This is a genomic window from Arthrobacter sp. E1SS-5 (assembly GCF_057073715.1).
Genome location: NZ_CP172703.1, coordinates 686,706 through 711,378 on the forward strand (window position 1 = coordinate 686,706; position 24,673 = coordinate 711,378).

Below are 24,673 nucleotides of genomic sequence, written 5' to 3' on the forward strand. Positions count from 1 at the left end.
TCTACACCGCGTAGAAGTTTGAATCAAACCGGGAGTGAACCCCCGCATTTTCGGGGCTAAAGCCCTGCCCGGAGGCCGATCATCTGGAAAACGGGCGCCATCTGCCGGGCTTGGGGAAGTTCCCCGATGACCACCGAATCGAGCTCGGCGTAGAACGCCTCGCGCGCGCGGGCCAAGGCGCCGCGCAGCCGGCACTCGTTAATGAGGGGGCAGTTTCCGGCGGGAGACACGCAGTCTGCGGGATCGGTGCGGCTGTCGAGTTGCCGGAGGATCTGGCCGACCGTGGCGATCCGCCCCGCGTGGCTCAGCCGTGAACCACCCGAGCGGCCCCGGACCACCTCGATCAGGCCCATGCTCCGCAGCTTGGCCATGGCCTTGCTCACGTGGTTGTACGGCGTCCCCACAGAATCCGCGATGCTCTGGGTGGTCAGCAGCGTGCCATCAGGCACGGCTGCGAGCACCATCAGCGCGCGCAGGCTGACGTCGGCGAAGGCATTGATCTTCATGGCTGCAGTTCCGGTCTAGTCCACCCAGATAGTGGGCTCGCTGGCGTCCGCGCCCAGCTCGCCGAATTCCCAGGACTGGGTGGTTGCGTTGGCGGAGTACGGCAGCACGGCCGCGAAGAGGGAACCGTCACGGTGTTCGGCGGCGACGTGGATGGCGTCCGAATCCTCCTCCACCAGGAGGATGTCGCAAACCACGGCGGCGGCACGGAAGTCGTCACGGTTCTGGCGCAGGAGCGCCTGCAGGTCACTGATCATGGCGTCGGCGTCGAAGTCTCCGTCCGTGCCTTCCCCGGCATCCGCCGGTGAGACGGCAACCAGCCGCACCTCGCCGTCGTTCTGGACGGTCAGTGCGAAGGGCAGGAAACCGCCGTTGCGCTGGAGTTGCTCCTGGGCCGCGCTGACGCCCGTGCCCAGGAGATTCTCCAGGTCAGTTGCCGTGGCTTCGGAGACGGAATTGCGCCAGCTGTCCTGGCCGCCGTCGCCGTCCGCTGCCTGCCCCGTGTAGTCGGTCATCCGGTCCTAGGCCCGCACCAGGGACAGAACGCGGTCGCGGACGCGTTCCATGGTTGCCCGGTCCGTGGCCTCGGCGTTGAGCCGCAGGAACGGTTCGGTGTTGGACGGGCGCAGGTTGAACCAGTAGCTGCCGTCGTTGGCTGTGAACGTGCTGCCGTCCAGGGTGTCGATGGTGAGGTCCTCGTCCGCGAAGGCCTGGCGGACCCGCTCCACTGCTGCGGGCTTGTCCTCCACCTCGGAATTGATCTCGCCCGAGCTGACGTAGGGCTCGTATTCGCGTGCCAGCTCGGAGAGCGGGCCGTCCTGCTCGCCCAGGGCTGCCAGGACGTGCATTGCGGCCAGCATGCCCGTGTCTGCGTTCCAGAAGTCGCGGAAGTAGAAGTGCGCCGAGTGCTCGCCGCCGAACACCGCGCCTTCCTTGGCCATGACCGCCTTGATGAAGGAATGGCCCACGCGCGTGCGGACGGCGCGTCCGCCGTCGTGCTCCACCAGCTCCGCAACAGCGCGCGAGGTGAGCAGGTTGTGGATGATGCTGGGACTTTCCTCGCCCTGGGCCTTGGCCCGGGCGATCTCGCGGCGGGCCACCATGCCGGTGATCGCCGACGGCGACACGGGCTCGCCCTTCTCATCGATAACGAAGCAGCGGTCGGCGTCGCCGTCGAACGCCAGGCCGATGTCCGCGCCGTGCTCGATGACGGCGGCCTGCAGATCCCGGAGGTTTTCCGGCTCCAACGGGTTTGCCGGGTGGTTGGGGAAGGAACCGTCCAGTTCGAAGTAGAGCGGAACGACGTCGAACGGCAGCTTGGGCAGCAATGCGTCACCCAGGACCGCAGGCGTGGTCAGCCCGGCCATGCCGTTGCCGGCGTCCACCACAACCTTCAGCGGACGGGATGCGGAGAGGTCAACGAGCTTGCGGAGGTACTCCGAGTAGTCCCGGAGCACGTCGCGGACACTGATGAGGCCCTTGGTGCCGGCGGCGGGAATGGAGCCGGAGTTCAGGTACTGCTCGGCGAGGGCCTGGATGTCCTTGAGGCCGGTTTCGGAGGAGATGGGCACGGCGCCTGCCTTGGCCATCTTGATGCCGTTGTACTCGGCAGGATTGTGACTGGCGGTGAAGGTTGCCCCGGCGCGGTTGAGGAAACCGCAGGCGAAGTACAGCTCGTCCGTGGAAATCAGGTCCAGCAACTCAACGTTGGCGCCCCGCGTTGCCGCTCCGTTGGCGAAGGCCTTGGTGAACTCGGGGGATGAGGGGCGCATGTCGCCGCCCACCACGATGGTCTGGCCTTCCAGCTGCAGGACATCCACGAACGCGGCCCCCACGGCTTCGACGATTTCGGCGGTAATCGACTCGCCTACGATCCCACGGACGTCGTAGGCCTTGAAGGAGGCCGAGAGATCAAATGTCGTTGTCTGTTCGCTAGTCACGGGCTTTATCTTACGTGTGCGGCGCATGTGGCCAAGGGGACTTTGGCAGAACTTGCGTAACAGCCTTGCTTTGCAGTGGATGCCGGGCCCGTTTCCACATAGCGCTCAAGTGCCGTGCGGGGTGTCGGAGGGTGCTGGGATACTGAATCAATGGCCAATAACCAGTACCCCTCCACAGTTTCCGCTACCGCAGTCGCAGATACCGCAGGTCCGGACGGGCCGGGGACCGCCACGCACGCCGAGGCGCTTGAGGTCCTTCGCGGCCTGGTGGGCAACCCGGGCGCCGTCTTCCACGACGGCCAGTTTGAAGCCATCGAGGCACTGGTCGACGGCGGGCGGCGGGCCTTGGTGGTCCAGCGCACCGGCTGGGGCAAATCGGCCGTGTACTTCGTGGCATCCCTCCTGCTGCGGCGCCGGGGCGCGGGCCCCACCCTGATCGTTTCGCCCCTGCTTGCCCTGATGCGGGACCAAGTGGCCGCTGCCGCCCGTGCCGGGGTCCGCGCCGTCGCCATCAACTCCGCCAACCAGCTGGAGTGGGACACCGTCCGCGGGCAGTTGGCCGCCGATGAGGTTGATGTCCTCCTGGTCTCCCCGGAACGGCTCACCAACCCTGCCTTCCGGGAGACCCAACTGCCCGAACTCCTCCGCCGGACCGGGCTGCTGGTCATCGACGAAGCCCACTGCATTTCCGACTGGGGCCACGACTTCCGGCCCGATTACCGCCGCATCGCGGACCTCATCACCCGGCTGCCGGAGTCGGTACCCGTCCTGGCCACCACAGCCACGGCAAACTCGCGGGTGGTGCACGATATCGAAGAACAGCTCGGCGCGGGGGTCCTGACCATCCGCGGCTCCCTGGGCCGTGACTCGCTGCGGCTGGGGGTCTTGTCGCTGCCGGACTCCAAAGCGCGCCTGGGCTGGCTGCTGACCCACCTGGCCGATCTTCCCGGCAGCGGCATCATCTACAGCCTGACCGTTTCCGCGGCGGAGGACACCGCCCGGCTGCTGTCTGAGGCGGGACACAATGTGCTCGCCTATACCGGGCGGACCGATCCTGCGGACCGCGAGCGGGCAGAGCAACTGTTGAAGGACAACCAGGTCAAGGCGCTGGTGGCCACATCGGCCCTCGGGATGGGCTTTGACAAGCCCGACCTTGGCTTCGTGGTCCATCTTGGAGCGCCGTCATCGCCCGTGGCCTACTACCAGCAGGTGGGCCGTGCCGGCCGTGGCGCTGCCAACGCCGATGTCCTGTTGCTGCCGGGCTCCGAGGACCGTGAGATCTGGCAGTACTTCGCCACCGCCTCCATGCCCTCTGAAGAAAAGGCTGCGGCCGTGCTGACGGCCCTGGCCGAAGCCGGCACAGCCCTGTCAACGGTGGCGCTGGAAGCCCGTGTCGATCTGCGCCGCACGCCGCTGGAGCTGCTGCTGAAAGTGCTGTCAGTGGACGGCGCGGTGGAACGGGTCGGTGGAGGCTGGCGGTCCACCGGCCAACCGTGGGTTTACGACGCGGAGCGCTACAGCCGCATTGCGGAGGCCCGCGTGGACGAACAGGACTCCATGGTCATCTACCAGGACACCGCAGGCTGCCGGATGGAATACATCACCTCCGTCCTGGACGACGAGACAGCCCGCCCCTGCGGCCGGTGTGACAACTGCGCAGGCCAGTGGTTCCCCGCAGATGTGGCCGCGGACGCCACGGCAGCTGCAAGCCAGACCCTGAGCAGGGCAGGAGGCGTCCTGGAACCGCGGCTTCAGTGGCCCAGCGGCATGGACCGTTTGGGAGTCCCGGTGAAAGGCAAACTCAAGCCGGGCGAAGGCTTGTCGGACGGACGGGTCCTGGCCCGGCTCACGGATCTCGGGTGGGGCGGTGCCTTGCGGGAGCTGTTTGCCGCCGGGGCGGAGGACCGGCCGGTGGACCCCCCTATGCTCCAGGCATGCGTACAGGTCCTGCGCGAATGGGGGACTGGCGACAGCCGGAACCCAGGCTGGAGTGGAGCAGGCCGGCCTGCCGCCATCGTTGCCGTCCCGTCCCGGAGCAAGCCGCAACTCGTGGGCTCACTGGCCCGGGGAATCTCCGACATTGGGCGCATCCCCTACCTGGGCGAGCTGCAGTTGGCGCACGGCGGCCCTACCGGCGGGCGCGGCGGCAACAGCGCCTACCGGCTGGCCGGGGTTTGGGAACGGCTGGTGGTGGGTCCTGAACTTGGGGCGGCCCTGCAGTCGGTCCAGGGCCAGAGCGTGATGCTGATTGATGACCTTGCCGACAGCCGGTGGACCCTTACCGTCGCGGGGCGCGCCCTTCGGCAGGCCGGGGCGGGCGCGGTGCTTCCCCTGGTTCTGGCGCAGGCAGGCTGACCGCGGGCTGGGTGCTGCCGGCTTGGGCAGGCTTGGACACGGCGTCGGTGCCGGCGGCGGTTGGCTGGACGGGCCCGTCTGCTGCGGCACCGGGTTTGGGAGCTTGATCCCGCTGGCTCACGGCCGCCCCGGCGTGCCGGGGGAGCAGCAGGCTGTCCGCGGTGCTGGCGAGCATCAGGACGGCCATCGCCAGGAACGCGCCGCGGAAGGGTGCGGCCGGATCCTGGGGGACCAGGGCCGGGCCGCTGAAGGTCCGGATGAGCAGGGCTGCCAGGGCGATGCCCGAACCGGTGCCCAATTGCACGATTGTGGCCGAAACCGTATTGGCGGACGTGAGTTGTGCCGGCGGGATGTCCGCGTACTGGACCGACGCGTAAGCGGAGAACCCGATGGAACGGAAGGCGCCGCTGCCCACCAGCAGTACGAACATCAATACCTCGGGGGTCTCCGGCGTCAGGAAGGCGCAGAGGGCGAAAGTGATGGCGGATGCCACGGAGGCGAACACCAGCATTGCCTTGAATCCGAACTTCCGGATCAGCGGGGTGGTGGCGGGTTTGATCCCGATGTTGCCGATGAACACCGCTGCCACCATGGCACCGGCCTGCAGTGGTGACCAGCCGAACCCCGTCTGGAACATCAGTGGCAGCAGGAACGGGACCGAGCTGATGGTCACCCGGTATACAAACCCGCCGGTGGCCATGGCGCGGAACGTCCGGGCATGGAAGACCTGGAGATTGAACAGGGGGTGGAGGGCCCGGCGCATCCAGAGCACGGCGGCGGTGAGTGCTGCGGCTCCGGCCAGCGCGCTGATTCCGGCCCAGGGCAGCTCCGGATGGCTGCTGGCCAGCTCCAGCCCGGCCACCAGAGCGCCCACCCCGATGGTGGTCAGTGCCATGCCGGTCCAGTCCAGCCGTCGTCCGGGGTCCCCGGGTGTTACCGGAACCAGGCGCAGGGCGGCGGCAAACGCTGCTGCCCCGAGGGGGATGTTCACCAGGAAGATCCAGTGCCATGACAGATAGGTGGTGAGCGCGCCGCCCACCAGTGGTGCAAGGACCGGTGCGAGGAGCCCCGGCCACACCAGGAACGCGGTGGCCCGCAGCAGCTCCGACTTCGGTGTGCCGCGCAGGACCACCAGGGTTCCTACCGGGACCATCATGGCCCCGCCGGCGCCTTGGGCGATTCGGCTCAAGGTCAACGTAACCAGGTCCTGGCTCAGGGCGCAGGCCAGCGAAGCAAGCGTGAACACGGCGATGGCGGCACAGAAAATCCGCCGGGCACCGAACCGTTCAGCCAGCCACCCGCTGATGGGAATTCCAACGGCCACGGTCAGGAGGTAGGCCGTCATGGTGATGTTGACGTCGGCAGCGGGAATGGCGAAGTCGGCCGCGATACTGGGAATGGCCGTGGTGAGGACCGTGCCATCAAGGAATTCCATGAAGAAGGTTGCCGCCACCAGGAGTGCCAGGCGGGGGTTCCATCCCGAATGGGTGCCGTCCGGCTGGTGTGAATTGCTGCGTGCCGCCATGGGCTAATCCTGCCACCGCGGCAAGCGCTGGCGCCCTGCACGTCCGTGTGCTGGACAGCGCGTTCCCGTGAAATTGGCGGAAACGCAAAAGGCCCCGGTCCGAGGACCGGGGCCAAACGCGGAGACGGGGGGATTTGAACCCCCGGTCGAGTTTAACCCCGACCCTTCATTAGCAGTGAAGTCCATTCGGCCGCTCTGGCACGTCTCCAATTGCTATTGCTAGCCCACCAAGGATACGCAGATCCGGCCATGCAGCGCAAAACGGTTCCCGTCAGTACGCAAACCAATCGCTAAAGCCCCGCCGGCCCTATGCGAAAGGCTGCGCCGGGCGGACCATGCGGATCTCGGGCAGGTTCTCCCAGTCAGCCAGGACGTCCTCGGCGCCGTCGGGTTCAAAGCCAAAACGCCGGTAGAAGCCGATGGCCCTACTGTTGCCGGCGGCCACCCACAGGCTCGCCGCGCTGGTGCCAATGGCCGCCTCCAGCAAACGGCCGCCCAGCCCAAGACCCTGGTGTGAGGCCAGCAGGTAGAGACCCCACAGTTCCAGGTCTCCGGACGACGGCGGCGCGTGGCCTTCCGGCGAACCGGGAGCGGGCAACCGGCGGGAGCCGGAGAATCCAACCACCGTCCCGCCGTCGCACGCCACCCACGCCCCGGCAGGCTCCGGGCGGTCCAGCAGGTGGCGCCACAACCGCAGCCGGCCCGCCGGATCCACTCCAGCCAGGAAGGCGTCGGACAGCATGCCCCGGTACGTCTCCTGCCAGCAAAGGACGTGCACCTGGGCAAGCCGCTCAACGTCGCCGGCGCCGGCCCTTCGGACGGTCAGAGCGGAATCCAAAGCGTTCAGCCTGCCAACGCCTTCCAAAGGAAATGCTGGCTGCGGGCCTGCAGCGCGGCGGCCTGCCGGTTGTCGGAGGCGCCGGCGTGGCCACCCTCCAGCGCCTCGTGGAACCAGACGTTGGGGATGCCCATGGCCAGCATCCGCGCGGCCATCTTGCGTGCCTGGACCGGACCCACACGATCGTCCGAGGTGGCCGTCCAGATGAAGGTCTCGGGGTACTCCACGGCATCCTTGAGCAGATGGTAGGGCGAGAACGTCCTGATGTACTCCCACTGTTCGGGAACATCCGGGTCCCCGTACTCCGCAATCCAGGAATGTCCGGCGGAGAGCTTGGTGTAGCGCCGCATGTCCAGCAGGGGCACACCGCAGGAGACGGCACGGAACAGTTCCGGGTAGCGGGTGAGCATGTTTCCCACCAGGAGGCCGCCGTTGGAGCCGCCCACACAGCCCAGCCGCCGCGGGGAGGTGACGCCGCGGGAGATGAGGTCCCGGGCCACGGCTGCGAAGTCCTCGTAGGCCCGGTGCCGGTTTTCCTTCAACGCGGCCCGGTGCCATGCCGGCCCATACTCGCCGCCGCCGCGGATGTTCGCCACCACGTAGACGCCGCCGCGCGAATGCGGGGCCTTCCCGTCGCTTCCGTCCGAAAGCGTGGTCCGCCGCTCCAGCCATGCCCTGCCCACCGTGCCGCTGTAAGCGGGTGTCCGTGAAACCTCAAACCCGCCGTAGCCGGACAGCTGCGTGGGGTTCTGCCCGTCCAAAGGCAGCCCCCGCGGCGCCACCTGGAAGTACGGGACCCGGGTGCCGTCGTCGGACACGGCGAAGTGCTGCTCCACCTCATAGTCACCGTCGGCAAAGAACGACGGCGAGGTCTTGACTGTCGCGTGCCGGCTCACCACGCCAGGCGTCCCCGTGCCGGATTGATCAGCGCCGTCCTCTGCACCGCCCCGCTCCAGCGTGCCGCGCATCAGCGTGGTGGGGGTGGTGAAGCCGGTGGCGATGAGCCAGAAGTCGTCGCCGGCCCCGCCGTCGGCAGGTGCCTCGTCCTCGTCGTCCACGGCGTAGGCGTTGACGTCGTGCAGCGGCGGGCAGGCGTCCAGGGGAGTGGCGGCCCAGCCGCCGTCCGGGCTGTCGCCGGCCCGGGACGGATCCAGCACCCGGATCTCCGAGGAAACGTCCTTGAGCAGGTTGAGCAGCAGGAAATTCCGGGTCCAGCTCCAGGACTGCAGCGAGGTGTGGGCGTCCGGGGTGAACAGGACGGTCAGCATCCGGCTGCCGGCAAGGTAGTCCTCGAAGTTGGCGGCAACCAGCGACCCTGAGGGATAGGTGGTGCCTTCCAGTACGCAGTCCTGCTGCGGGCGGAAGAGCAGCCATTCCCGGTGCGCGCTGACGTTGACGTCGGTGGGCACGTCAATGGGAACCCAGGATTCGTCCCGCAGCACAAAGTTGGTGCGGTTGAAGAAGTCGATGTAGTCCACAGCGAAGGTCCGCTCAAAGCCGGGCGTGGAGTCGTGCGCGGCTACGGCCATCATGTGGTCTTCGGGTACCTCAAAGAGGCGCGGCGCTGTGGCCAGGGATTCACCGCGCTTGAGCGTCACTGCCGTGCGGGCGTAGGAGGAGGCGGTCTTGGGCAGTCCGTCCGCGGTGGAGGCTACCAGCAGCGTGTCCGCGTCCAGCCAGGACACGTTGCCCTTGGCTGTCGGCAGGTCAAACCCGCCCTGGCCCTGATCCACAAAGCCGCGTGCCTCGACGTCGAACTCGCGGTAGCGGTTGGCATCGCCGCCGTCGGGGGAAAGGGCCAGCAACGCCAGCCGGTAGGGCCCGCCGGCCGCGGGGCGCAGGAAGGTTGCGCCGTGGAACACCCACTCCACGCCCTCTGTGCGGGACAGCTCATCCACATCCAGCAGGACGTCCCATTCCGGGTCATCGGTGCAGTAGCTGTCCCAGGAGGTGCGCCGCCAGAGGCCTTTGGGGTTCCGGCCATCCTTCCAGAAGTTGTAGTACCAGTCGCCGCGCTTGCCCACCATGGCGATCCGGTCCGTGGAATCCAGGACTTCCAGGATCCCGGCTTCCAGTTCGGCGTAGCCGCCGTCCTCCAGCAGGTCCTCGGTGCGGGAGTTTTGCTCCTTGACCCAGGCCAGCTGCTCTTCGCCGTAGATGTCCTCCAGCCAAACGTTTTCGTCGACGGGTTCCGGCGCGGTCTTCCGGGGTGCGGTGCCGGAAGTATCCCCGCCGGGACCGGGAAAGGGCGCTTGATCAGCTGCTGTGGTGGTCATGCGCCCCATCCAAACAACATCGCCCATGGCTGGCAAGTCACACGGTGGGCGCAGGCTCCGTCTTCAGCCCGTACGCTGGATCCGTGGAATTCTCGCAGAGCAACCGGGCCGTCATCATCGGTGGCGGCCCCCGTGGCACCAGCGTGCTGGAGCGGCTGCTCGCCCACACGGCGGCGGTCGGCGGGCCGGTGCGGCTGCACGTCGACGTGGTGGACCCCTTCCCGGCCGGTCCCGGGCATGTCTGGCAGCCGGGCCAGTCCCGGTTGTTCCTCATGAACACCCAGTCCTTCTACCCGACCCTGATTCCCCAGGATCCGTCGCTGCCCGCGCCGGTTGCCGGCACCACCTTCGACCAGTGGCGGGCCAAGCAGCAGCGGGATCCGCTGCAGGACCTTACGGCCGATGAACTGGCGGAACTGGCGGTGCTGGAGTCCACTGACTTCCCCAGCCGCGCCCTCTACGGACGCTACCTGCGCAGCACCCTCGCGGAACTGCTGGACAAGGCGCCCGACGGCGTCACGGTCGAATTCCACGAAACGTCCGCACAGTCGGTGCGTCCAGTGGGGGACGGAAGGTACGACGTCGGCCTGGCCGCCGGGGAGACTATCCGCGCCAACTCGGTGGTGCTGGCGCTGGGTCACATCCCGTCCCGCCTCAACCCGGAACAGCGTGAACTGCAGGCATCAGCTGCGCAGCTGGGGCTTCAGTACTTCCCTCCGGCCGTACCCGCCGACGTGGACTGGGCCCGGATCCCCGCCGGTGAACCAGTCCTGGTCCGCGGGATGGGGCTGAACTTCTTCGACACCATGGGGCAGCTCACCGAGGGCCGCGGCGGGAAGTTCGTTCCCACCGGCAGCGGCCTGGAGTACGAACCGTCCGGCCAGGAACCGCTGATCATCGCCGCGTCCCGGCGCGGGACCCCGTACCGGGCCAAGGCGGCCCTGCCCGGCTATTACGCCCCGTCCATCACACTGCGCTACCTCACGGAGGCAGCGATCGGGCGGCTGGCCAAGACCGGCATCCGTCCGTCCTTTGACCACGACCTCTGGCCGTTGCTGCACCGGGACGCCCTGTGGGCCTACTACTCAACGCTGGTGCGCTCGCAGCCAGGGGCGGTGCCGGATGCGCCGGCGTTCCTGGCCGCGCTGGAGGAGGCGCTGCAGCCGCACGCGCACAGCGCTGCCAACTGGGAGGACAGCGTGGAGAGCGTCCTGGCCATCCACGTGGGCCCCCGGCACCGCCTGGACCTGCCTGGACTTACGGCTCCGCTGGCAGGCCGTTCGTTCGCGTCCCGCAGTGAGCACGACGCTGCAGTGGTGGAGTTCCTGCTCGACGATGCGCGCCGCTCGGCACTGGGGGAGGACGACCCCGTCAAGATGGCCATCGGTGCACTGCACCACGGACGGGCGGTCCTGAAAACAGCAGTGGCCGACGGCGGCATCACCGATGAGTCCTGGGTCGCCGGGCTGCGTGGCTGGTTCGAGTCCTTTGTGGAGGGCCTGGCCAGCGGACCGCCGGCGCTGCGGGCCGAACAGCTCGCCGCCCTGGCACGTGCCGGCGTCGTGAGCTTTGTTGGCCCCGACCCGAAGTTCGGCGTGGACCGGAAAGCGGCGGTCTTCACCGCGGCCTCGCCCTGGGTTGCCGGTCCGCCCGCCACCGCGCGGACCATGGTGGAAGCCCTGGCACCCGGCAACCGGGTCTCGGCCAACGACTCCCCGGTGCTGGAACAGCTGCTGACCGACGGGCTGGTCCGGCCCAAGCTCATGATGACTCCGGAGGGCGCCCCCATCGAGTCCACCGGCCTGGACGTGGAGCCCCATCCGTACCGCCCGGTGGCCGCCAACGGATCCGTAACGGAGAACCTGTACGTGCTGGGACTGCAGTTGTCTTCCGCCCAGTGGGGCACGGCAATCGCCGCCGAGTCGGTCCAGGCGGCCAGCCCAACATACCGAAGTGGCCAGCGCACCCTCCGCGACGCCGACGAGATCGCGGCCGCCATCCTCAACCGGGCTTAATCTCCGGGACTTAAACGACGATGCGCTATCACTTATGGTCCCTAAACCGTTGGAATAGGAACCAAAAGTGATAGCGCATCCGGGGCTTTAGCCGCGCAGGCAGGCCCGGTACCCGGCCATGGCCTGGCCGTAGTTGGCCTGGCCCCTGACATCGGCGGGGTGGGTGGGCTTGACCGGCGGGACGCAGGCCGGCGGCGCCGGAATGTCCGCGCCAACCACCACTGCAACCTTCACCACCGTCCCGGACTCGACGGCGGTGAGCACCAGGGTTGCGGTGCCCTCAGCAGCGCCGGCCGGGACTGCCAGGTTCACTGATGCAGCACCGGAAGCCACCGGAATCGTCCCGAGCGGGGTGACCAAGCCGGCAGCGTCAGTGAAGGACGCCTGCAGGGCCGTGTTCACCGGGCTGCCCAGGGACGTCAGGTCCAGCTTGGAGACCGCCAGGGTGATGGGCTCTCCGGGCTTGACCTCGGGTGCGGTGGTGTTCACCACGGCCACGGAGCGCCGTGCGAAGTCCGGGGAGACGGGGCTGCTCTTCTGCAGGTAGCCGATCCATGCGTCCCGGTCCACCAGCCCGGAATCCCGGGTATTGGTGCCTTCAGTGAAGACCCGGAAGTTGTCGCCCCCGGTTGCCAGGAAGCTGAACGTGCCCACCCGGTAGGACTTCGCCGCGTCCAGCAGTTCGCCGTTCACCCGCACCGAGGTGATCCGGTCACCCGCGGCACGGGCGGCATCGTAGGTGTAGTTCACGTTCTTTGACAGGCCCAGCTGCAGGTAGGCGCGGCTGGGAACCGTGCCGTCCGGGTTGGTCTGCCACTGCTGCTCCAGGAGGGTCTTGAACTGGGCCCCCGTCAGGGACGTGGTCCACAGGTTGTTCACGAACGGGAGCACCGCGTTGGCCTCCGCGTAGGTGATGGTGCCGTCCGGCGCGTAGTACAGCTCGTTGCGCAGGCCGCCGGCATTCACGACGCCGATCTCCGCACCGCCGAGGTCGGAAGACTTCAGCGAATCAAGCAGCGAGTCGGCCACCAGGTTGCCCAGGGTGGATTCGCTGCCGCGGTCATCGCGCTTGGCGGTTCCCGTGGCGTCGGTGGTGAACGCGGTGGTGATGTCCTTGGTGACCGAGCCGACGGACTGGTTCCCCACCACGGCGGCGTCCGCCAGGGCCTTCTTGACGATGGAATCGACGGCGGCCACGCGCGGGTAGGCGGCAACCAGGTCGGCAGCCGCGTCAGTGCTGCGCTTGACGTTCGCGGCCTTGTACGCGGTGACCTCCTTGGTGGCGGTGTCCACGGTCAGCTGGATCTGCCCAACGTTCTCGCCATAGTTGCCGGTCTGCACGATGGGCCGGGTCTTGCCCGCCACACCGGGGACAGGTGCGTCCCAGGCATACTCCTTGTGGGTATGCCCGGTGAAGATGGCGTCCACCTCTGGGGACGTTTCGGTGACCAGCTTGGCGAAAGGCCCGCCGGCTGCCACTTCCTGTTCCAAAGTGGCGCCTTCCACAACACCTGAGCCGGCGCCGTCGTGGTCCTCAACGATGATCACGTCGGCAAGCTTGTCCGCCGTGATCTTCGCCGCCACCCGGTTGATGGCCGCCACGGGATCCCCGAAGTCGAGGTCGGCGATGCCGGCCGGCGTCACCAGGGACGGAACTTCCTGGGTAACGGTGCCGATCACGGCCACCTTGATCCCGTTCATGTCCAGCACCGTGTACTCCGGCAGGACCGGGTCGGTGGTGCCCTTTTTGTAGACGTTGGCCCCAAGGTAGGGGAACTTGGCGTTGGTGCCGCCGGCAATGACGCGCTCGCGCAGGTCCGCCCAGCCGCCGTCGAACTCGTGGTTGCCCACGGCCGATGCCTTCAGCTCCAGCGCGTTCAGCACGTCGATGGTGGGCTGGTCCTTGGCCACGGCCGAGGCGAACAGGGAGGCGCCGATGTTGTCACCTGCGGACAGGAACGCCGTGGAGCCCGGGGCGGCCGCGGCGCGGAGCTTCTCGATGGTGCCGGCCACCTGCACGGTGTTGGTGTCGATCCGGCCGTGGAAATCGTTGATGTTCAGGAAGTTCAGGTCAACGCTGGCAGGTGTGGCCGGGAGGTTCAGGCCCACCACCACGGGGTCGTGGTCGCTGGCGCGGAACTGGTCCGGAGCGTAGTAGTTGGTGATGTTGTTGTTGTAGCGGCTGTACTCCAGGGCCACGGATTCGACGGAATTGATGTTCCAGATGTCCGCACCGGATACCACCGCATTGGCGGCGGGTGAGGCCAGGATGTGGTCCAGGGAGCCCACCAGGCCCCCGAACAGGTAGGAGTGCTTGGCCGAGCCGTCAGCGTTCTTCGCCTTGTCATCCTGGTTGACGTAGCCGGCCCCGGTCAGGACGTTGATGGGATCTTCCTTGCCGTACGAGTTGAAATCGCCGATCAGGAAGACCTTGTCCGTGCCCTTGGTGGCCTGCAGGGAGTTGGCAAAGTCCAGCAGGGACTTGGCCTGGGCCGTGCGGGCGAGGTTGGAGGCGCCCTGGCCCTTGTCAGTGTCGTCCGGCGTTGCGGCCGAACCTTTGGACTTGAAGTGGTTGGCGATGGCGATGAACTCGCTGCCGGCGCCGCCGCCCACCGGCTTGAACACCTGGGCCAGCGGTTTGCGGGCGCTGGCGAAGGCAACGGTGTCGTTGTGGATGATCGATTCGCCGACAGGTTCGGCCGCGGCCTTCTTGTAAATGAATGCGGTGCGGATCATGTCCTCGTCGGCCAGCGGCGGAGCGTTGGCGGGTGTACGGACGTAGTCCCAGATGCCGGGGGCGGGAATGTTCAGTGCCTCCACGAGCTTGGCCAGGGCGTCGTCCCGGTCCTTGCCGAACTGTGCGGAGTTCTCCACCTCCATGAGGGTGACCACGTCGGCGCCGGACTTGCTGATGGCGGCGACGATCTTGTCCTGCTGGCGCTTGAAGTTCTCGGCGTTGGCGGCACCGCGGGCGTCACAGCCGCCGCGGACGGTGATCGGGTTGCCGGCCCGGTCCTCGTAGAACGTGCACCCGGACAGCGCGTCGCCCGTGGTGGGGAAGTAGTTCAGTACGTTGAAGGAGGCGAGCTTCAGGTTGCCGCCCACGGCTGCGGGTGCCTCGGTGCGGGTGGCGCCGAAGCTGGCCGGCTGGACCGTGGCCTTGTTGGCCTGGGTCAGGTGGGTGAGGGGCTGCAGTTTCCAGGAGTTGTTGGCGTAGCCGAGCACCACGTTGGTGGTGAAGGTGGCAGGCGAGCCCACCCGGACGGGATCCGTGGTGGTGAGGTAGGGCAGGACCTCGGCCTTGGTGGTGGCGTCCTTGAGGAAGTTGGTGCTGGCGCCGTCGTCGAGCTTGATGCCGCGTGCCGCGTTCTCCGCCACGAGGGCGTTGTACTCAGCAGAGCCGTACGGTGCCACTGCGGTGGGCTGCTCAAGCGGGGTGGTTCCGCCCGCCAGGCCGATCTCGCCGTACTGGTTCAGGCTGTAGTTATCGCTCACCGTCAGCGGGCCCTGGGGCGCCAGCAGCATGCCTTCCAGCGACTCGCGGAAGGTTTCGGCGGCAGGAAGGGTGAAGATGGTGGCTTTGACCTCGGGTGCGGCATCGGTGAGCTTGGTGAGGCCAGCGGCCGCCGTGACGTTGAGCTGGGTCATCCCGTAGTACTCGGCCACAGTGCCCGTCACCTGGACGTAGTCACCTGCCTGCACCGAACCCACAGTGGCGGCGGAGTAGACAAAGATGCCGTCCGACGCGGCATGGTTGGTGGCCGTGAGGTCGCCGCCGGTGCCCGGGGTCTGAATGTAGTAACCGTTGAGCCCGCCGGTGGGGAAGCTCGCAGTCACCTTGCCCTTGGTGGTGACCGTGGCGCCGGTCAATGGGCTTTCGGTCCCGGTGCCTTGGATTTCGGCGATGGTCCTGGCGACCGGGTCCGGGGCGGGCGTCGGATCCGGAGCGGGAGCAGCGCCGCCGGTGGACGTCGGAGTGATGGCGGCGCTGAGGCTGAAGTCTGCGGCGTTGCTGTTGCTGTCCGCGCCGGCGGTCCTGTTGAGGCTCTTCACGTCGGTGTTTGAGGCGGGCGCCGCGGCTGCCTGGGTCTCGAAGGTGTTCGAGGTGCCGTAGCCCAGGAGATCGGCTACGCCTGCGGTTTCCACCACGGACCCGGTGGGAAGTCCGACGGCGGTGGGCTGCTTGGCGAGCACGATGGTGCCGGAGGCGCCGGCGAAGTTCAGGGCGCCGGCCACGAGGTCGGGCTTGGGCAGGCCGGCGCCGTTGGCTCCGTTGCTGCCGCCCTGCACCAGGTAGTAACCCTTGGCCGGGATGGATCCCGACAGGGCGGCCACCCCGCTCGGCGCGGCAGTGCCGCTGCCGGAGCGGTATTGCACGGACCAGCCGTCAAGGGATACCGGGGCGTCGGAGTTGTTGTAGAGCTCCACGAATTTGTTCTTGTAGGCGGCGCCGTTGCTGCCGCCGCTCAGGTAGGCCTCGTTGATCACAACGGGGGAGGTGCCGGCCGCGGTTGAGACCTCCGCGGCTGTGTTGTCCGCAATCGCGGGCACAGCTGCCAGCGGGGCTGCGATAAGCCCCGCCGACAACGCTGTGCCCAGCGTCAACTTCCATGTTTTTTGATGCATCCGCTCTTACTTTCATTGAGGTGTCCCGGGTGGGTGGCCCGGGAGGGTGCGTCCGGTTGTGCCGGTCGGACCAGGTGCACAGTCCTGCTCCTGGTCAAGTGGGTGTCCGGCTCATGACAACAGCAGTGAATGAACGCAAGGTGGCTAAGGCGTGCATTCGGCGGGACGTTTCCCAGCGGAACGGACCGCCTTCCGGAACGGGCTTCCCCAACCCGTACCGGAAATGCTGTTGGCGGAGTGATAATGCCGGCAAGCACGCAGGTGTGCCGGCCATCACAAACGATACCGGCGGGTAGCTTCCAGGCGGGGCTTTGGCGGCGGGTTAGTCCAAAGAATTTACGTCCCGGCAACACCGGGGCAGTCACCGCGGTCGAGCTCCGTGGCGCCAAGCAACGGGATTAAAAACAAAAACCCCTGGCGGCCGTTTCCGGCTGCCAGGGGTTCCCTTGCGGAAGGTAAGAGATTCGAACTCTTGGTACGGGGTTACCGCACACTGGTTTTCAAGACCAGCTCCTTCGGCCGCTCGGACAACCTTCCTCAGCTAGTAGTGTTTCATAGGCACTTGCCTGCAACAAAACAGGCCGGGGAAGGTGTCCGGTGCACACTGGTTGCAGCCGGGATTTGAGTCAGGAACGGGAGAGGTCCATGAAAGCCGTCTACATTTCGGAGCCGGGCGGCCCGGAGGTGCTGGAAGTCCGGGACGTGGATGCCCCGGTGCCCGGCCAGGGTGAAGTGCTGATTGATGTGGTGGCGGCCGGCCTCAACCGGGCCGATGTGCAGCAGCGCCGGGGGTTCTACCCGCCGCCGCCCGGCGCCTCCGAAGTTCCCGGACTGGAGGTTTCCGGCAGGATCGCCGGCTTTGGCCCCGGCGTCAGCAAGCCTTTCTCGTTGGGGGACAAGGTGGTGGCCCTGCTCGCCGGCGGCGGCTACGCGCAGCAGGTGGCCGTTCCGGCCGAGCAGGTGCTGCGCGTGCCTGAGGGGGTGGACCTGGTCACCGCGGCAGCCCTCCCTGAGGTGGCCGCCACGGTTTACTCCAACCTGATCATGACGGCGCAGCTGCAGCCGGGCGAAACGGTTCTCATCCATGGCGCCACCGGGGGGATCGGCACCATGGCCATCCAGCTGGCCAAGGCGTTCGGTGCCAAGGTGGCCACGACGGCCGGCACCGAGGAAAAGGTCAGCACTGCCAAAGCGTTCCTAGGGGCGGACATTGCCATCAATTACAAAGAGGAAGATTTTCCCGAGAGCCTGCGGCGGCAAAACGACGGCAAGGGCGCGGATGTCATCCTGGATGTAGTGGGGGCCAAGTACCTCCAGCAGAATGTGGATGCCCTGGCGGACTACGGCCGCCTGGTGGTGATCGGCCTGCAGGGCGGGGCCAAGGGTGAACTGGACCTCGGACTGCTGTTGAAGAAGCGGGCTGCCGTCGTGGCTACGGCCCTGCGGCCCAGGCCGGTGGCGGAAAAGGGCGCCATCATGACCGCCGTCCGTGATGCGGTGTGGCCGCTGGTGGCCGACGGCAGGATCCGCCCGCTGGTTGCCAAAACCTTCCCCTTGGACCAGGTCAGTGCGGCCCACCGCTACTTCGACAGCGGGGACCACGTGGGCAAGGTCCTGCTGGTCATGTAGCAAGCCCTTTGCATACCCGGTATTGCATCCGGCAGGGTTGGGCGTTACGCTGACCATACGCGGTATGCACGGGTCTTGGGGGCCTGTGCATACCGACAGTGACTAGCCCGGGGGAGCAAAATGTCCATTCGCCACAGCCTCCTCGCCCTGCTGCAGGACCAGCCGCGTTACGGCTACCAGCTCCGGGTCGAGTTCGAGAACCGCACCGGGGCCACGTGGCCCTTGAACATCGGGCAGGTGTACACCACCCTGGACCGGCTGGAACGCGACGCCCTGGTGGCCAAGGAAGGCGACGACGGCGAAGGGCATGTGGTGTACAGCATCACCCCCGCCGGAAAAGCCGAGGTCCGCAGCTGGTTCGCAGCCCCGGTGGAGCGGAACAACCCGCCGCGCAATGAGCTGGCCATCAAGCTCGCGCTCGCCGTCACGCTGCCCGGCGTGGATGTTCAGGCCATCATCCAGGCCCAGCGGGTGGCGTCCATCCGGGCCCTGCAGGATTACACCAAGGCACGCCGTGACACCGCGGCCAACCAGCGGGCCGCAGACACCGCCTGGCTCCTGGTCCTGGATTCGCTGATCTTCCAGACCGAGGCGGAGGTCCGCTGGCTGGACCTCTGCGAGGCCAGGATGGTCCAGCAGGCCCAGGCCGCCGCCACGGGTGCCCCGCGGAAGACGTCAAACGGGGCCACGGAAGACGCCCCGCTCAACGCGGACAGCCGCCGGTGAGCGTCCAGGGGCCGCAGCAGGTCCTTGAACTCGCCAAGGTTGGCAGGACTTTCGGGGAAGGCGCGACGTCGGTCGCGGCACTCCGCGACGTTGACCTCACCATCCAGGCGGGGGAGTTCGTCGCGGTCATGGGCCCGTCGGGCTCCGGTAAGTCCTCGCTGCTGGCCCTTGCCGGGGGTCTGGACCGCCCCACGTCGGGCGCCGTCTACGTTGAATCCACGCCCTTGGCCGGGCTGGGCTTGAACGACCTTGCCCGCCTGCGCCGCAGGGCCGTTGGGTACGTTTTCCAGGACTTCAACCTGGTGCCCACGCTTACGGCCGCGGAAAACGTGGCACTGCCGCTTGAGCTGGATGGAACTTCCGCCAGGAAGGCCCACCGGCAGGCCGCGGATGCGCTCCGGCAGGTGGGAATCCCGGAACTCGCCGATCGTTTCATGGACCAGATGTCCGGTGGCCAGCAGCAGCGCGTGGCTATCGCCCGTGCCATCGTGGGCAAGCGCCGGCTGATCCTGGCCGACGAACCTACCGGCGCGCTCGATTCCACGACCGGCCAGGGCGTCATGGAAGTACTCCGTGCCAGGGCCGATGCCGGTGCAGCCGTCATGCTCGTCACGCACGAGGCCAGGCACGCCGCCTGGGCGGACCGGGTGGTTTTCCTCCGGGACGGTCGCATCATCGACCAGGCGGCAGCCATGCACGATCCCACCTTGCTCCTGACGCAGGCCGGGCTCTGATGCCGTTGGACCTGGCTCCGGTGCCGCACTGGCGCCGGAGCAGCCACCGGCTTGCTCTCCGGCTGGCACGCCGCGACATCGCCCGCCACAAGGGGCGGTCCCTCCTGATCATCCTGTTGATCATGCTGCCGGTGGCGGGCATGACCGGCGCCGCCACCCTCTACCAGAGCTCGCAGCGGACACAGGAGGAGATTGTCCGTTACGAGTTGGGCAACACTCAGGCCAGGTTCAGCGCCTTGCCGGTCCCCAGCGCGGAGTCGCTGCAGGACCCACTCAATGACGGTGTCATCGCGTCCAGCTCCGGCCGCTACGACCCGGACTTCCAGCGCACAAACCCTGCCGACGCCCTCCCTGCGGGCTATGAGGTGCTGCCGCAGCGCTCGTTACAGCTGACCACCGGTGTGGGCGCGGCCCTTGTTTCCCTGCAGGGCCGCGAGGTTGACGCGCTCAATCCGGCTTTTGAGGGCAAGTACAGCCTGCTGGCCGGCCGCGCACCGCACGACGGGACGGAGGTGCTGGTTTCGCCGGGGCTGATGGCGCGGTTCCACCTCGCCTTCGGCCAGGAATTTACGACGTCGGCAGGAACCTTTGTCCCGGTGGGTACCATCCGTGACGCTTCCGCCGCGGACAGCAACAGCATCCTGTACCTCAAGGCCGGCCAGGCGCCCGCGGACCTTGCGCCGGGCCCCTTGACCCGCCAGTCCGTGTCCTACTATCTGGTGGGCCCGGAACCTATCACTTGGCAACAGATCAAAGAGGCCAACAGCGAAGGCGTAGGCGTGCTCTCCCGCAGCGTAGTGCTGGATCCGCCGCCCGCCGGCCAGCGCACTGTTCCGGGTTCCCGGCTGCACGACAACACCCCTGTGCTGGTGAGCGTCTACGCCACGTTCGGCCTGGTCGGGGCGCTCGCACTCCTTGAGGTGGGGCTGCTGGCCGGTGCCGCCTTCGCTGTTGGAGCGAAACGCCAGGTACGTGAGCTGGCACTGCTGGCGTCCTCCGGAGCGGATACTTCCACCATCGGAGCCGTCGTCACTGCCGGTGGACTGTGGCTTGGCAGCGTGGCCGTGGCCGCCGGCGCCGCAGTGGGGCTGGGGGCCGCTGCCGTCGTCGTCCACGTGGTCCGTTCCACCGGCTCCGCCCGGCTGGCAGGCCTGCACCCGGACCTCCTCCTGACCGCCCTGGCCATGGCCATGGGCTTGGGCGCCTGCGTGCTGGCCGCGTTGGTCCCGGCGCGCCAGGTGTCCAGGCAGGCAGTGCTGGTTGCGCTTAAATCCGGGCGGGCGCCAGCGACCACGGGGCGGGGCACCACCTTGGCCGGCGTCATCGCACTGGCACTTGCCGCTGGACTGCTGGCGGCCGGCTGGCTCCTGGGCAGTTCCACCGCCGACCCGGACAGACAGGCAGAGCAACTGCCGGTGGTGGTCACGGTGCTGATTGCGGGGGCGGTCATAGGGGTTGCCGGCCTGGTGCTGCTGACCGGCTGGCTGATCCTCCGCCTGACATCCCGGACACAATGGCTCTCCCTCTCCCTCCGGATGGCCGCGCGGGACTCGGCGAGGAACCGCGGCCGGAGTGTCCCCGCGGTGGCCGCGGTCCTCGCCGCCGCTACCCTGGCAAGCGCCGCCCTGGTGCTGTCAGCCAGCCAGCAGGCCGGGCTGCGGGACTCGCATTACTGGGGCGCCCTGGAAAACCAGGCGTACCTGCCGCTCACGGTGGACCAGCCACTCGCTGCCGACGGAACCAGGCAGCCGCCCCGGCAGGTGGACGCATCCGCGCTCTCCTCCGCGCTGGCGGAGGCCCTGGGCACTGTCGAATCGACCCAGCTCATCACGGCTCCTGAAGGCCTGCGCAGCTGCCCGGAAGGTCCGGCCGATCCAGGGCTCCCAGCACGGACGGACACCTCCAATTGCCTGGTTTTTTCACTGGCCACACCACAGGCCAACGAGTGTCCCACGACGCCGCAGGGAAGGCTCGTAGACCGGGCGGACTGGCGGTGCCGCGGATCCATGGTCAATGAACAGCCGTCCAGCAGGGCCATCCTGGTGGGCGGCGGGGAGGAGATCCGGGCAGCGCTGGGCCGGGACGCATCCCCGGAGGCGCTCGCGGTGCTGAAGGCCGGCGGGATGGTGGTGACCAACCAGGTCTTCGTCCATGACGGAAAGGCCGTGCTCCAGGCCAAGGATGTGCGGACCCAGGGGCCGGCGCCCTCAGGACCCGGCTCTGTCCCTTCAGTGGTCAGCAACACCACGCTGGCCGCAGCGGTGCTCGAACCGGCCGTCGCCGTCCCTTACTACGGCGTTGTCTCACCCGAGACAGCCCGGCGCCTTGACCTGCGCGCGGCACCCACCGGACTGTTGGTGCAGCTGGCGAAGCACCCATCGGAGGCTGAGGCGGACGCAGCCTCCGCTGCAGCCGCCGCCGTCTACCGGCAGCCCGGCATGCCCTTCCAGGCAGAACCGGGCATCTCGCAGGGCAGCCAGTGGATGACTTGGTCCATCGTGGCCGCGGCGGCGCTCATCACGTTCAGCGCAGCGGGCATCACCACCGGGCTGTCCCTGGCCGACGCCCGCACGGACCACGCCACCCTTGCCGGAGTCGGCGCGTCACCCCGGCTGCGCAGGGCCCTTGCAGGTTCCCAGGCCCTCTTCACCAGTGGCGTGGGCGCCCTGCTGGGCGCCGTAGCAGGAGCCGTTCCGGCGCTTCTGCTGGTCCTGTCCACCGACATGCGGACTGCAGTGGAGGTTCCCTGGCTGCACCTGCTGGCCCTCGTGGTTGCCGTTCCGTTGGCGGGCGCATCGCTTGCGTGGGTCTGTACGCGCTCCGGCCTGCCACTGTCCCGGCGCGGCCTGGCATAGCAGGAAGCCCGCTCGTTCGTCGCCGGGTCGGTGCCGTTCACCGCACAGGCCGGCGCCGCGCCGCCGTCGGGCGTCTCCGCCGGGCTACCCGTTGGTAGGGTGCCCATGGCAGAAGTGTGAAAACTCTCAAGGAGGAGACATGGCCGGAGTGCCTGACCAACGGAAGAACGGATCACGGGCGGAGGGCGGCGGACTGGCCACAGACCCGGATCTTCCCCCGCCCGCCGTGGACGAGGCCCGGCTCGAGGCAGAGGACCGGAAGTGGACCCCCGCCAAAATCGCACTCTGGGCTGCCATTGCCCTGCTGGGCGGCGTTGCGTGGTTCATGCTGGCTATCGTTCGCGGTGAAACTGTCAACGCCATCTGGTTCGTCTTCGCCTCCGTGTGCACGTACCTGATCGGCTACCGCTTCTACTCGAAGGTGATCGAGCGGTACATCACCAAGCCGGACGACCGCCGCGCCACCCCGGCCGAATACAAGGCCGACGGCAAGGACTACGTCCGCACCGACCGCAACGTGCTGTTCGGCCACCACTTCGCCGCCATCGCCGGCGCCGGCCCGCTGGTGGGCCCGGTCATCGCAGCCCAGATGGGCTACCTTCCCGGCACCATCTGGATCATCGTCGGCGTCGTCCTCGCCGGCGCTGTCCAGGACTACCTGGTGATGTTTTTCTCCATGCGCCGCGGCGGCCGCTCCCTGGGCCAGATGGCCCGCGAGGAGCTCGGCGTCATCGGCGGCACGGCAGCACTCATTGCCACCCTGCTCATCATGGTGATCATCGTGGCCATCCTGGCGCTCGTCGTCGTCAATGCCCTGGGTGAAAGCCCGTGGGGCGTGTTCTCCGTGGGAATGACCATCCCCATCGCCCTGTTCATGGGTGTCTACCTGCGCTACCTGCGGCCCGGCAAGGTCATGGAGGTCTCCATCATCGGCTTCGTCCTGCTGATGGCCGCCATCATCGGCGGCGGCCTGGTGGCGCAGACCGAATGGGGCGCAACGGTCTTCCACCTGGACAAGGTGACCATCGCCTGGGGCCTGATCATCTACGGTTTCATCGCTGCGATCCTGCCGGTGTGGCTGCTGCTGGCCCCGCGCGACTACCTCTCCACGTTCATGAAGATCGGCGTGATCGTGATGCTGGCCCTGGCCATCATCGTGGTCCGGCCCGAAGTCACCGTGCCGGCCTTCAGCGAGTTCGCCAGCCGGGAAAACGGACCAGTGTTCTCCGGCGCCCTGTTCCCGTTCCTGTTCGTCACCATCGCCTGTGGCGCCCTGTCCGGGTTCCACGCCCTGATCTCCTCCGGTACCACCCCCAAGCTGGTGGAAAAGGAACGGCAGACCCGGTACATCGGTTACGGCGGCATGCTGATGGAGTCATTCGTGGCCATCATGGCCCTGGTGGCCGCCATTTCGATCGACCGCGGCCTCTACTTCGCCATGAACGCCCCCACTGCCCTGACCGGCGGAACCGTCGAAACCGCAGCCACCTGGGTCAACAGCCTGGGCCTGGCCGGGGTCAACATCAGCCCGGACCTGCTGGCGGAGACGGCCCGGAACGTGGGCGAGCAAAGCATCGTGTCCCGGACCGGCGGCGCCCCCACCCTGGCCGTGGGCCTGGCACACATCATGCACCAGTTCGTCGGCGGCACGGCCTTGATGGGCTTCTGGTACCACTTCGCCATCATGTTCGAGGCACTCTTCATCCTCACCGCTGTGGACGCCGGCACCCGCGTTGCCAGGTTCATGCTGCAGGACTCCATCGGCAACTTCGTCCCCAAGTTCAAGGAAGCCTCCTGGCGTCCCGGAGCCTGGCTCTGCACCGCCATCATGGTGGCAGCCTGGGGCGCGGTGCTGCTCATGGGCGTCACCGATCCGCTGGGCGGCATCAACACCCTGTTCCCGCTGTTCGGCATCGCCAACCAGCTGCTCGCAGCGATCGCGCTGGCCGTCGTCCTGGCCATCGTTGCCAAACGCGGAACGTTCAAATACCTGTGGATCGTGGCCCTGCCGCTGGCCTTCGCAGCCGTGGTGACCATCACGGCCAGCTACCAGAAGATCTTCTCGCCCGTCCCGGCGGTGGGGTACTTCGCCAACAACGCAGCCTTCAGCAAGGCGCTGGCGGACGGCAAGACCGAGTTCGGCACCGCCAAGAGCGTGGCTGCCATGGAAGCCGTGGTCCGCAACACCGCCATCCAGGGTTGGCTGTCCGTGATCTTCGTGGTGCTCAGCATCGTCGTGATTGCGACGGCGGTACTCGCCACGGTCAAGGCCTTCCGCGACAGGGCGGCCGGGACAGCCACCACGGACAACGAGGACCCGTTCGTTCCGTCGCGCGTCTTTGCCCCCGCGGGGCTGGTGCCCACCACCGCCGAACGTGAACTGGCCGCCGAGTGGGAGAAAGTGCCAGCCGACGCCCGGCTGGAACGGGCCGGGCACTGATGAGCAGCGGCATCGCCCTGGTGGCCAGCGGGTTCCGCGGCTTCGCCCGCTACCTGGGCGGCGTCATGGGCGCCGACGCCTACGCCAAGTACCTGGAACACCACAGGGCAGCCGGGCACCAGGAGGCACCCCTGACCGAGCGCGAGTTCTGGCGGGACCGCACGGACCGCCAGGACAGCAACCCCCAGGGCAGGTGCTGCTGATTGTGCC

The 24,673-nt window shown here is 67.7% G+C and carries 15 protein-coding genes and 2 tRNA genes; 8 read left to right on the forward strand and 9 right to left on the reverse strand.

Features of this window, described 5'->3' with window-relative positions; genetic code table 11:
- Nucleotides 1–56: 56 nt before the first annotated feature.
- From ACIGJD_RS03360 to ACIGJD_RS03370, 3 genes are read right to left on the reverse strand one after another with little or no spacing between them, the layout of a single operon-like run.
- On the reverse strand, nucleotides 57–506 hold the full coding sequence (locus ACIGJD_RS03360; RefSeq protein WP_483688297.1) for an RrF2 family transcriptional regulator: 450 nt from the start codon (nucleotides 504–506) through the stop codon (nucleotides 57–59).
- Between the two features lie 15 nt (nucleotides 507–521).
- The gene (locus ACIGJD_RS03365) at nucleotides 522–1,019 is read right to left on the reverse strand and encodes a hypothetical protein (RefSeq protein WP_483688298.1); all 498 of its coding nucleotides are present in this window, start codon (nucleotides 1,017–1,019) and stop codon (nucleotides 522–524) included.
- A gap of 6 nt (nucleotides 1,020–1,025) precedes the next feature.
- Nucleotides 1,026–2,444: a phosphomannomutase/phosphoglucomutase gene (locus ACIGJD_RS03370; protein ID WP_483688299.1), complete on the reverse strand. Its 1,419-nt coding sequence runs from the start codon at nucleotides 2,442–2,444 to the stop codon at nucleotides 1,026–1,028.
- A gap of 150 nt (nucleotides 2,445–2,594) precedes the next feature.
- On the opposite strand from ACIGJD_RS03370, the gene ACIGJD_RS03375 reads away from it, so the two are divergent.
- A complete protein-coding gene (locus tag ACIGJD_RS03375; RefSeq protein ID WP_483688300.1) occupies nucleotides 2,595–4,799 on the forward strand; it encodes a RecQ family ATP-dependent DNA helicase in 2,205 nt (734 codons plus the stop codon).
- Here the strand turns inward: ACIGJD_RS03375 and ACIGJD_RS03380 are convergent.
- The 4 genes from ACIGJD_RS03380 to ACIGJD_RS03395 all read right to left on the reverse strand — a co-directional run bounded on the left by ACIGJD_RS03380 (nucleotide 4,723) and on the right by ACIGJD_RS03395 (nucleotide 9,438).
- Nucleotides 4,723–6,324, reverse strand: coding sequence for an MFS transporter (locus tag ACIGJD_RS03380; RefSeq protein ID WP_483688301.1), 1,602 nt, complete (start codon nucleotides 6,322–6,324; stop codon nucleotides 4,723–4,725). The genes ACIGJD_RS03375 and ACIGJD_RS03380 overlap by 77 nt on opposite strands.
- A gap of 119 nt (nucleotides 6,325–6,443) precedes the next feature.
- A tRNA-Ser gene (locus ACIGJD_RS03385) sits at nucleotides 6,444–6,532 on the reverse strand.
- A 99-nt stretch (nucleotides 6,533–6,631) separates the two neighbouring features.
- The gene (locus ACIGJD_RS03390) at nucleotides 6,632–7,162 is read right to left on the reverse strand and encodes an N-acetyltransferase family protein (RefSeq protein WP_483688302.1); all 531 of its coding nucleotides are present in this window, start codon (nucleotides 7,160–7,162) and stop codon (nucleotides 6,632–6,634) included.
- A gap of 5 nt (nucleotides 7,163–7,167) precedes the next feature.
- Nucleotides 7,168–9,438: a prolyl oligopeptidase family serine peptidase gene (locus tag ACIGJD_RS03395; protein WP_483688303.1), complete on the reverse strand. Its 2,271-nt coding sequence runs from the start codon at nucleotides 9,436–9,438 to the stop codon at nucleotides 7,168–7,170.
- 83 nt (nucleotides 9,439–9,521) lie between these two features.
- Here ACIGJD_RS03395 and ACIGJD_RS03400 point away from each other — a divergent pair, with 83 nt between their 5' ends.
- Nucleotides 9,522–11,453, forward strand: coding sequence for an FAD/NAD(P)-binding protein (locus ACIGJD_RS03400; RefSeq protein ID WP_483688304.1), 1,932 nt, complete (start codon nucleotides 9,522–9,524; stop codon nucleotides 11,451–11,453).
- Between the two features lie 87 nt (nucleotides 11,454–11,540).
- Here ACIGJD_RS03400 and ACIGJD_RS03405 read toward each other — a convergent pair whose 3' ends face one another.
- Nucleotides 11,541–16,079: an ExeM/NucH family extracellular endonuclease gene (locus ACIGJD_RS03405; protein WP_483688305.1), complete on the reverse strand. Its 4,539-nt coding sequence runs from the start codon at nucleotides 16,077–16,079 to the stop codon at nucleotides 11,541–11,543.
- A gap of 449 nt (nucleotides 16,080–16,528) precedes the next feature.
- A tRNA-Ser gene (locus ACIGJD_RS03410) sits at nucleotides 16,529–16,616 on the reverse strand.
- A gap of 108 nt (nucleotides 16,617–16,724) precedes the next feature.
- Between ACIGJD_RS03410 and ACIGJD_RS03415 the strand changes: the two genes are divergently transcribed.
- The 6 genes from ACIGJD_RS03415 (at nucleotide 16,725) to ACIGJD_RS03440 (ending at nucleotide 24,666) form a co-directional block, all read left to right on the forward strand.
- Nucleotides 16,725–17,708 (forward strand): NAD(P)H-quinone oxidoreductase, encoded by a 984-nt coding sequence (locus tag ACIGJD_RS03415; protein WP_286401791.1) that lies wholly within the window; start codon nucleotides 16,725–16,727, stop codon nucleotides 17,706–17,708.
- A 120-nt stretch (nucleotides 17,709–17,828) separates the two neighbouring features.
- On the forward strand, nucleotides 17,829–18,434 hold the full coding sequence (locus ACIGJD_RS03420) for a PadR family transcriptional regulator (protein ID WP_483688306.1): 606 nt from the start codon (nucleotides 17,829–17,831) through the stop codon (nucleotides 18,432–18,434).
- Entirely contained in the window at nucleotides 18,431–19,168 is a 738-nt protein-coding gene (locus ACIGJD_RS03425; protein ID WP_483688307.1) for an ABC transporter ATP-binding protein, read from the forward strand. Before ACIGJD_RS03420 ends, ACIGJD_RS03425 begins: the two co-directional genes overlap by 4 nt.
- Nucleotides 19,168–22,023, forward strand: coding sequence for an FtsX-like permease family protein (locus ACIGJD_RS03430; RefSeq protein WP_483688308.1), 2,856 nt, complete (start codon nucleotides 19,168–19,170; stop codon nucleotides 22,021–22,023). Before ACIGJD_RS03425 ends, ACIGJD_RS03430 begins: the two co-directional genes overlap by 1 nt.
- 139 nt (nucleotides 22,024–22,162) lie before the next feature.
- Nucleotides 22,163–24,463, forward strand: a complete 2,301-nt coding sequence (locus ACIGJD_RS03435; RefSeq protein ID WP_483688309.1) for a carbon starvation CstA family protein — start codon at nucleotides 22,163–22,165, stop codon at nucleotides 24,461–24,463.
- Nucleotides 24,463–24,666 (forward strand): YbdD/YjiX family protein, encoded by a 204-nt coding sequence (locus ACIGJD_RS03440; RefSeq protein ID WP_286401805.1) that lies wholly within the window; start codon nucleotides 24,463–24,465, stop codon nucleotides 24,664–24,666. Before ACIGJD_RS03435 ends, ACIGJD_RS03440 begins: the two co-directional genes overlap by 1 nt.
- Nucleotides 24,667–24,673: the final 7 nt, after the last annotated feature.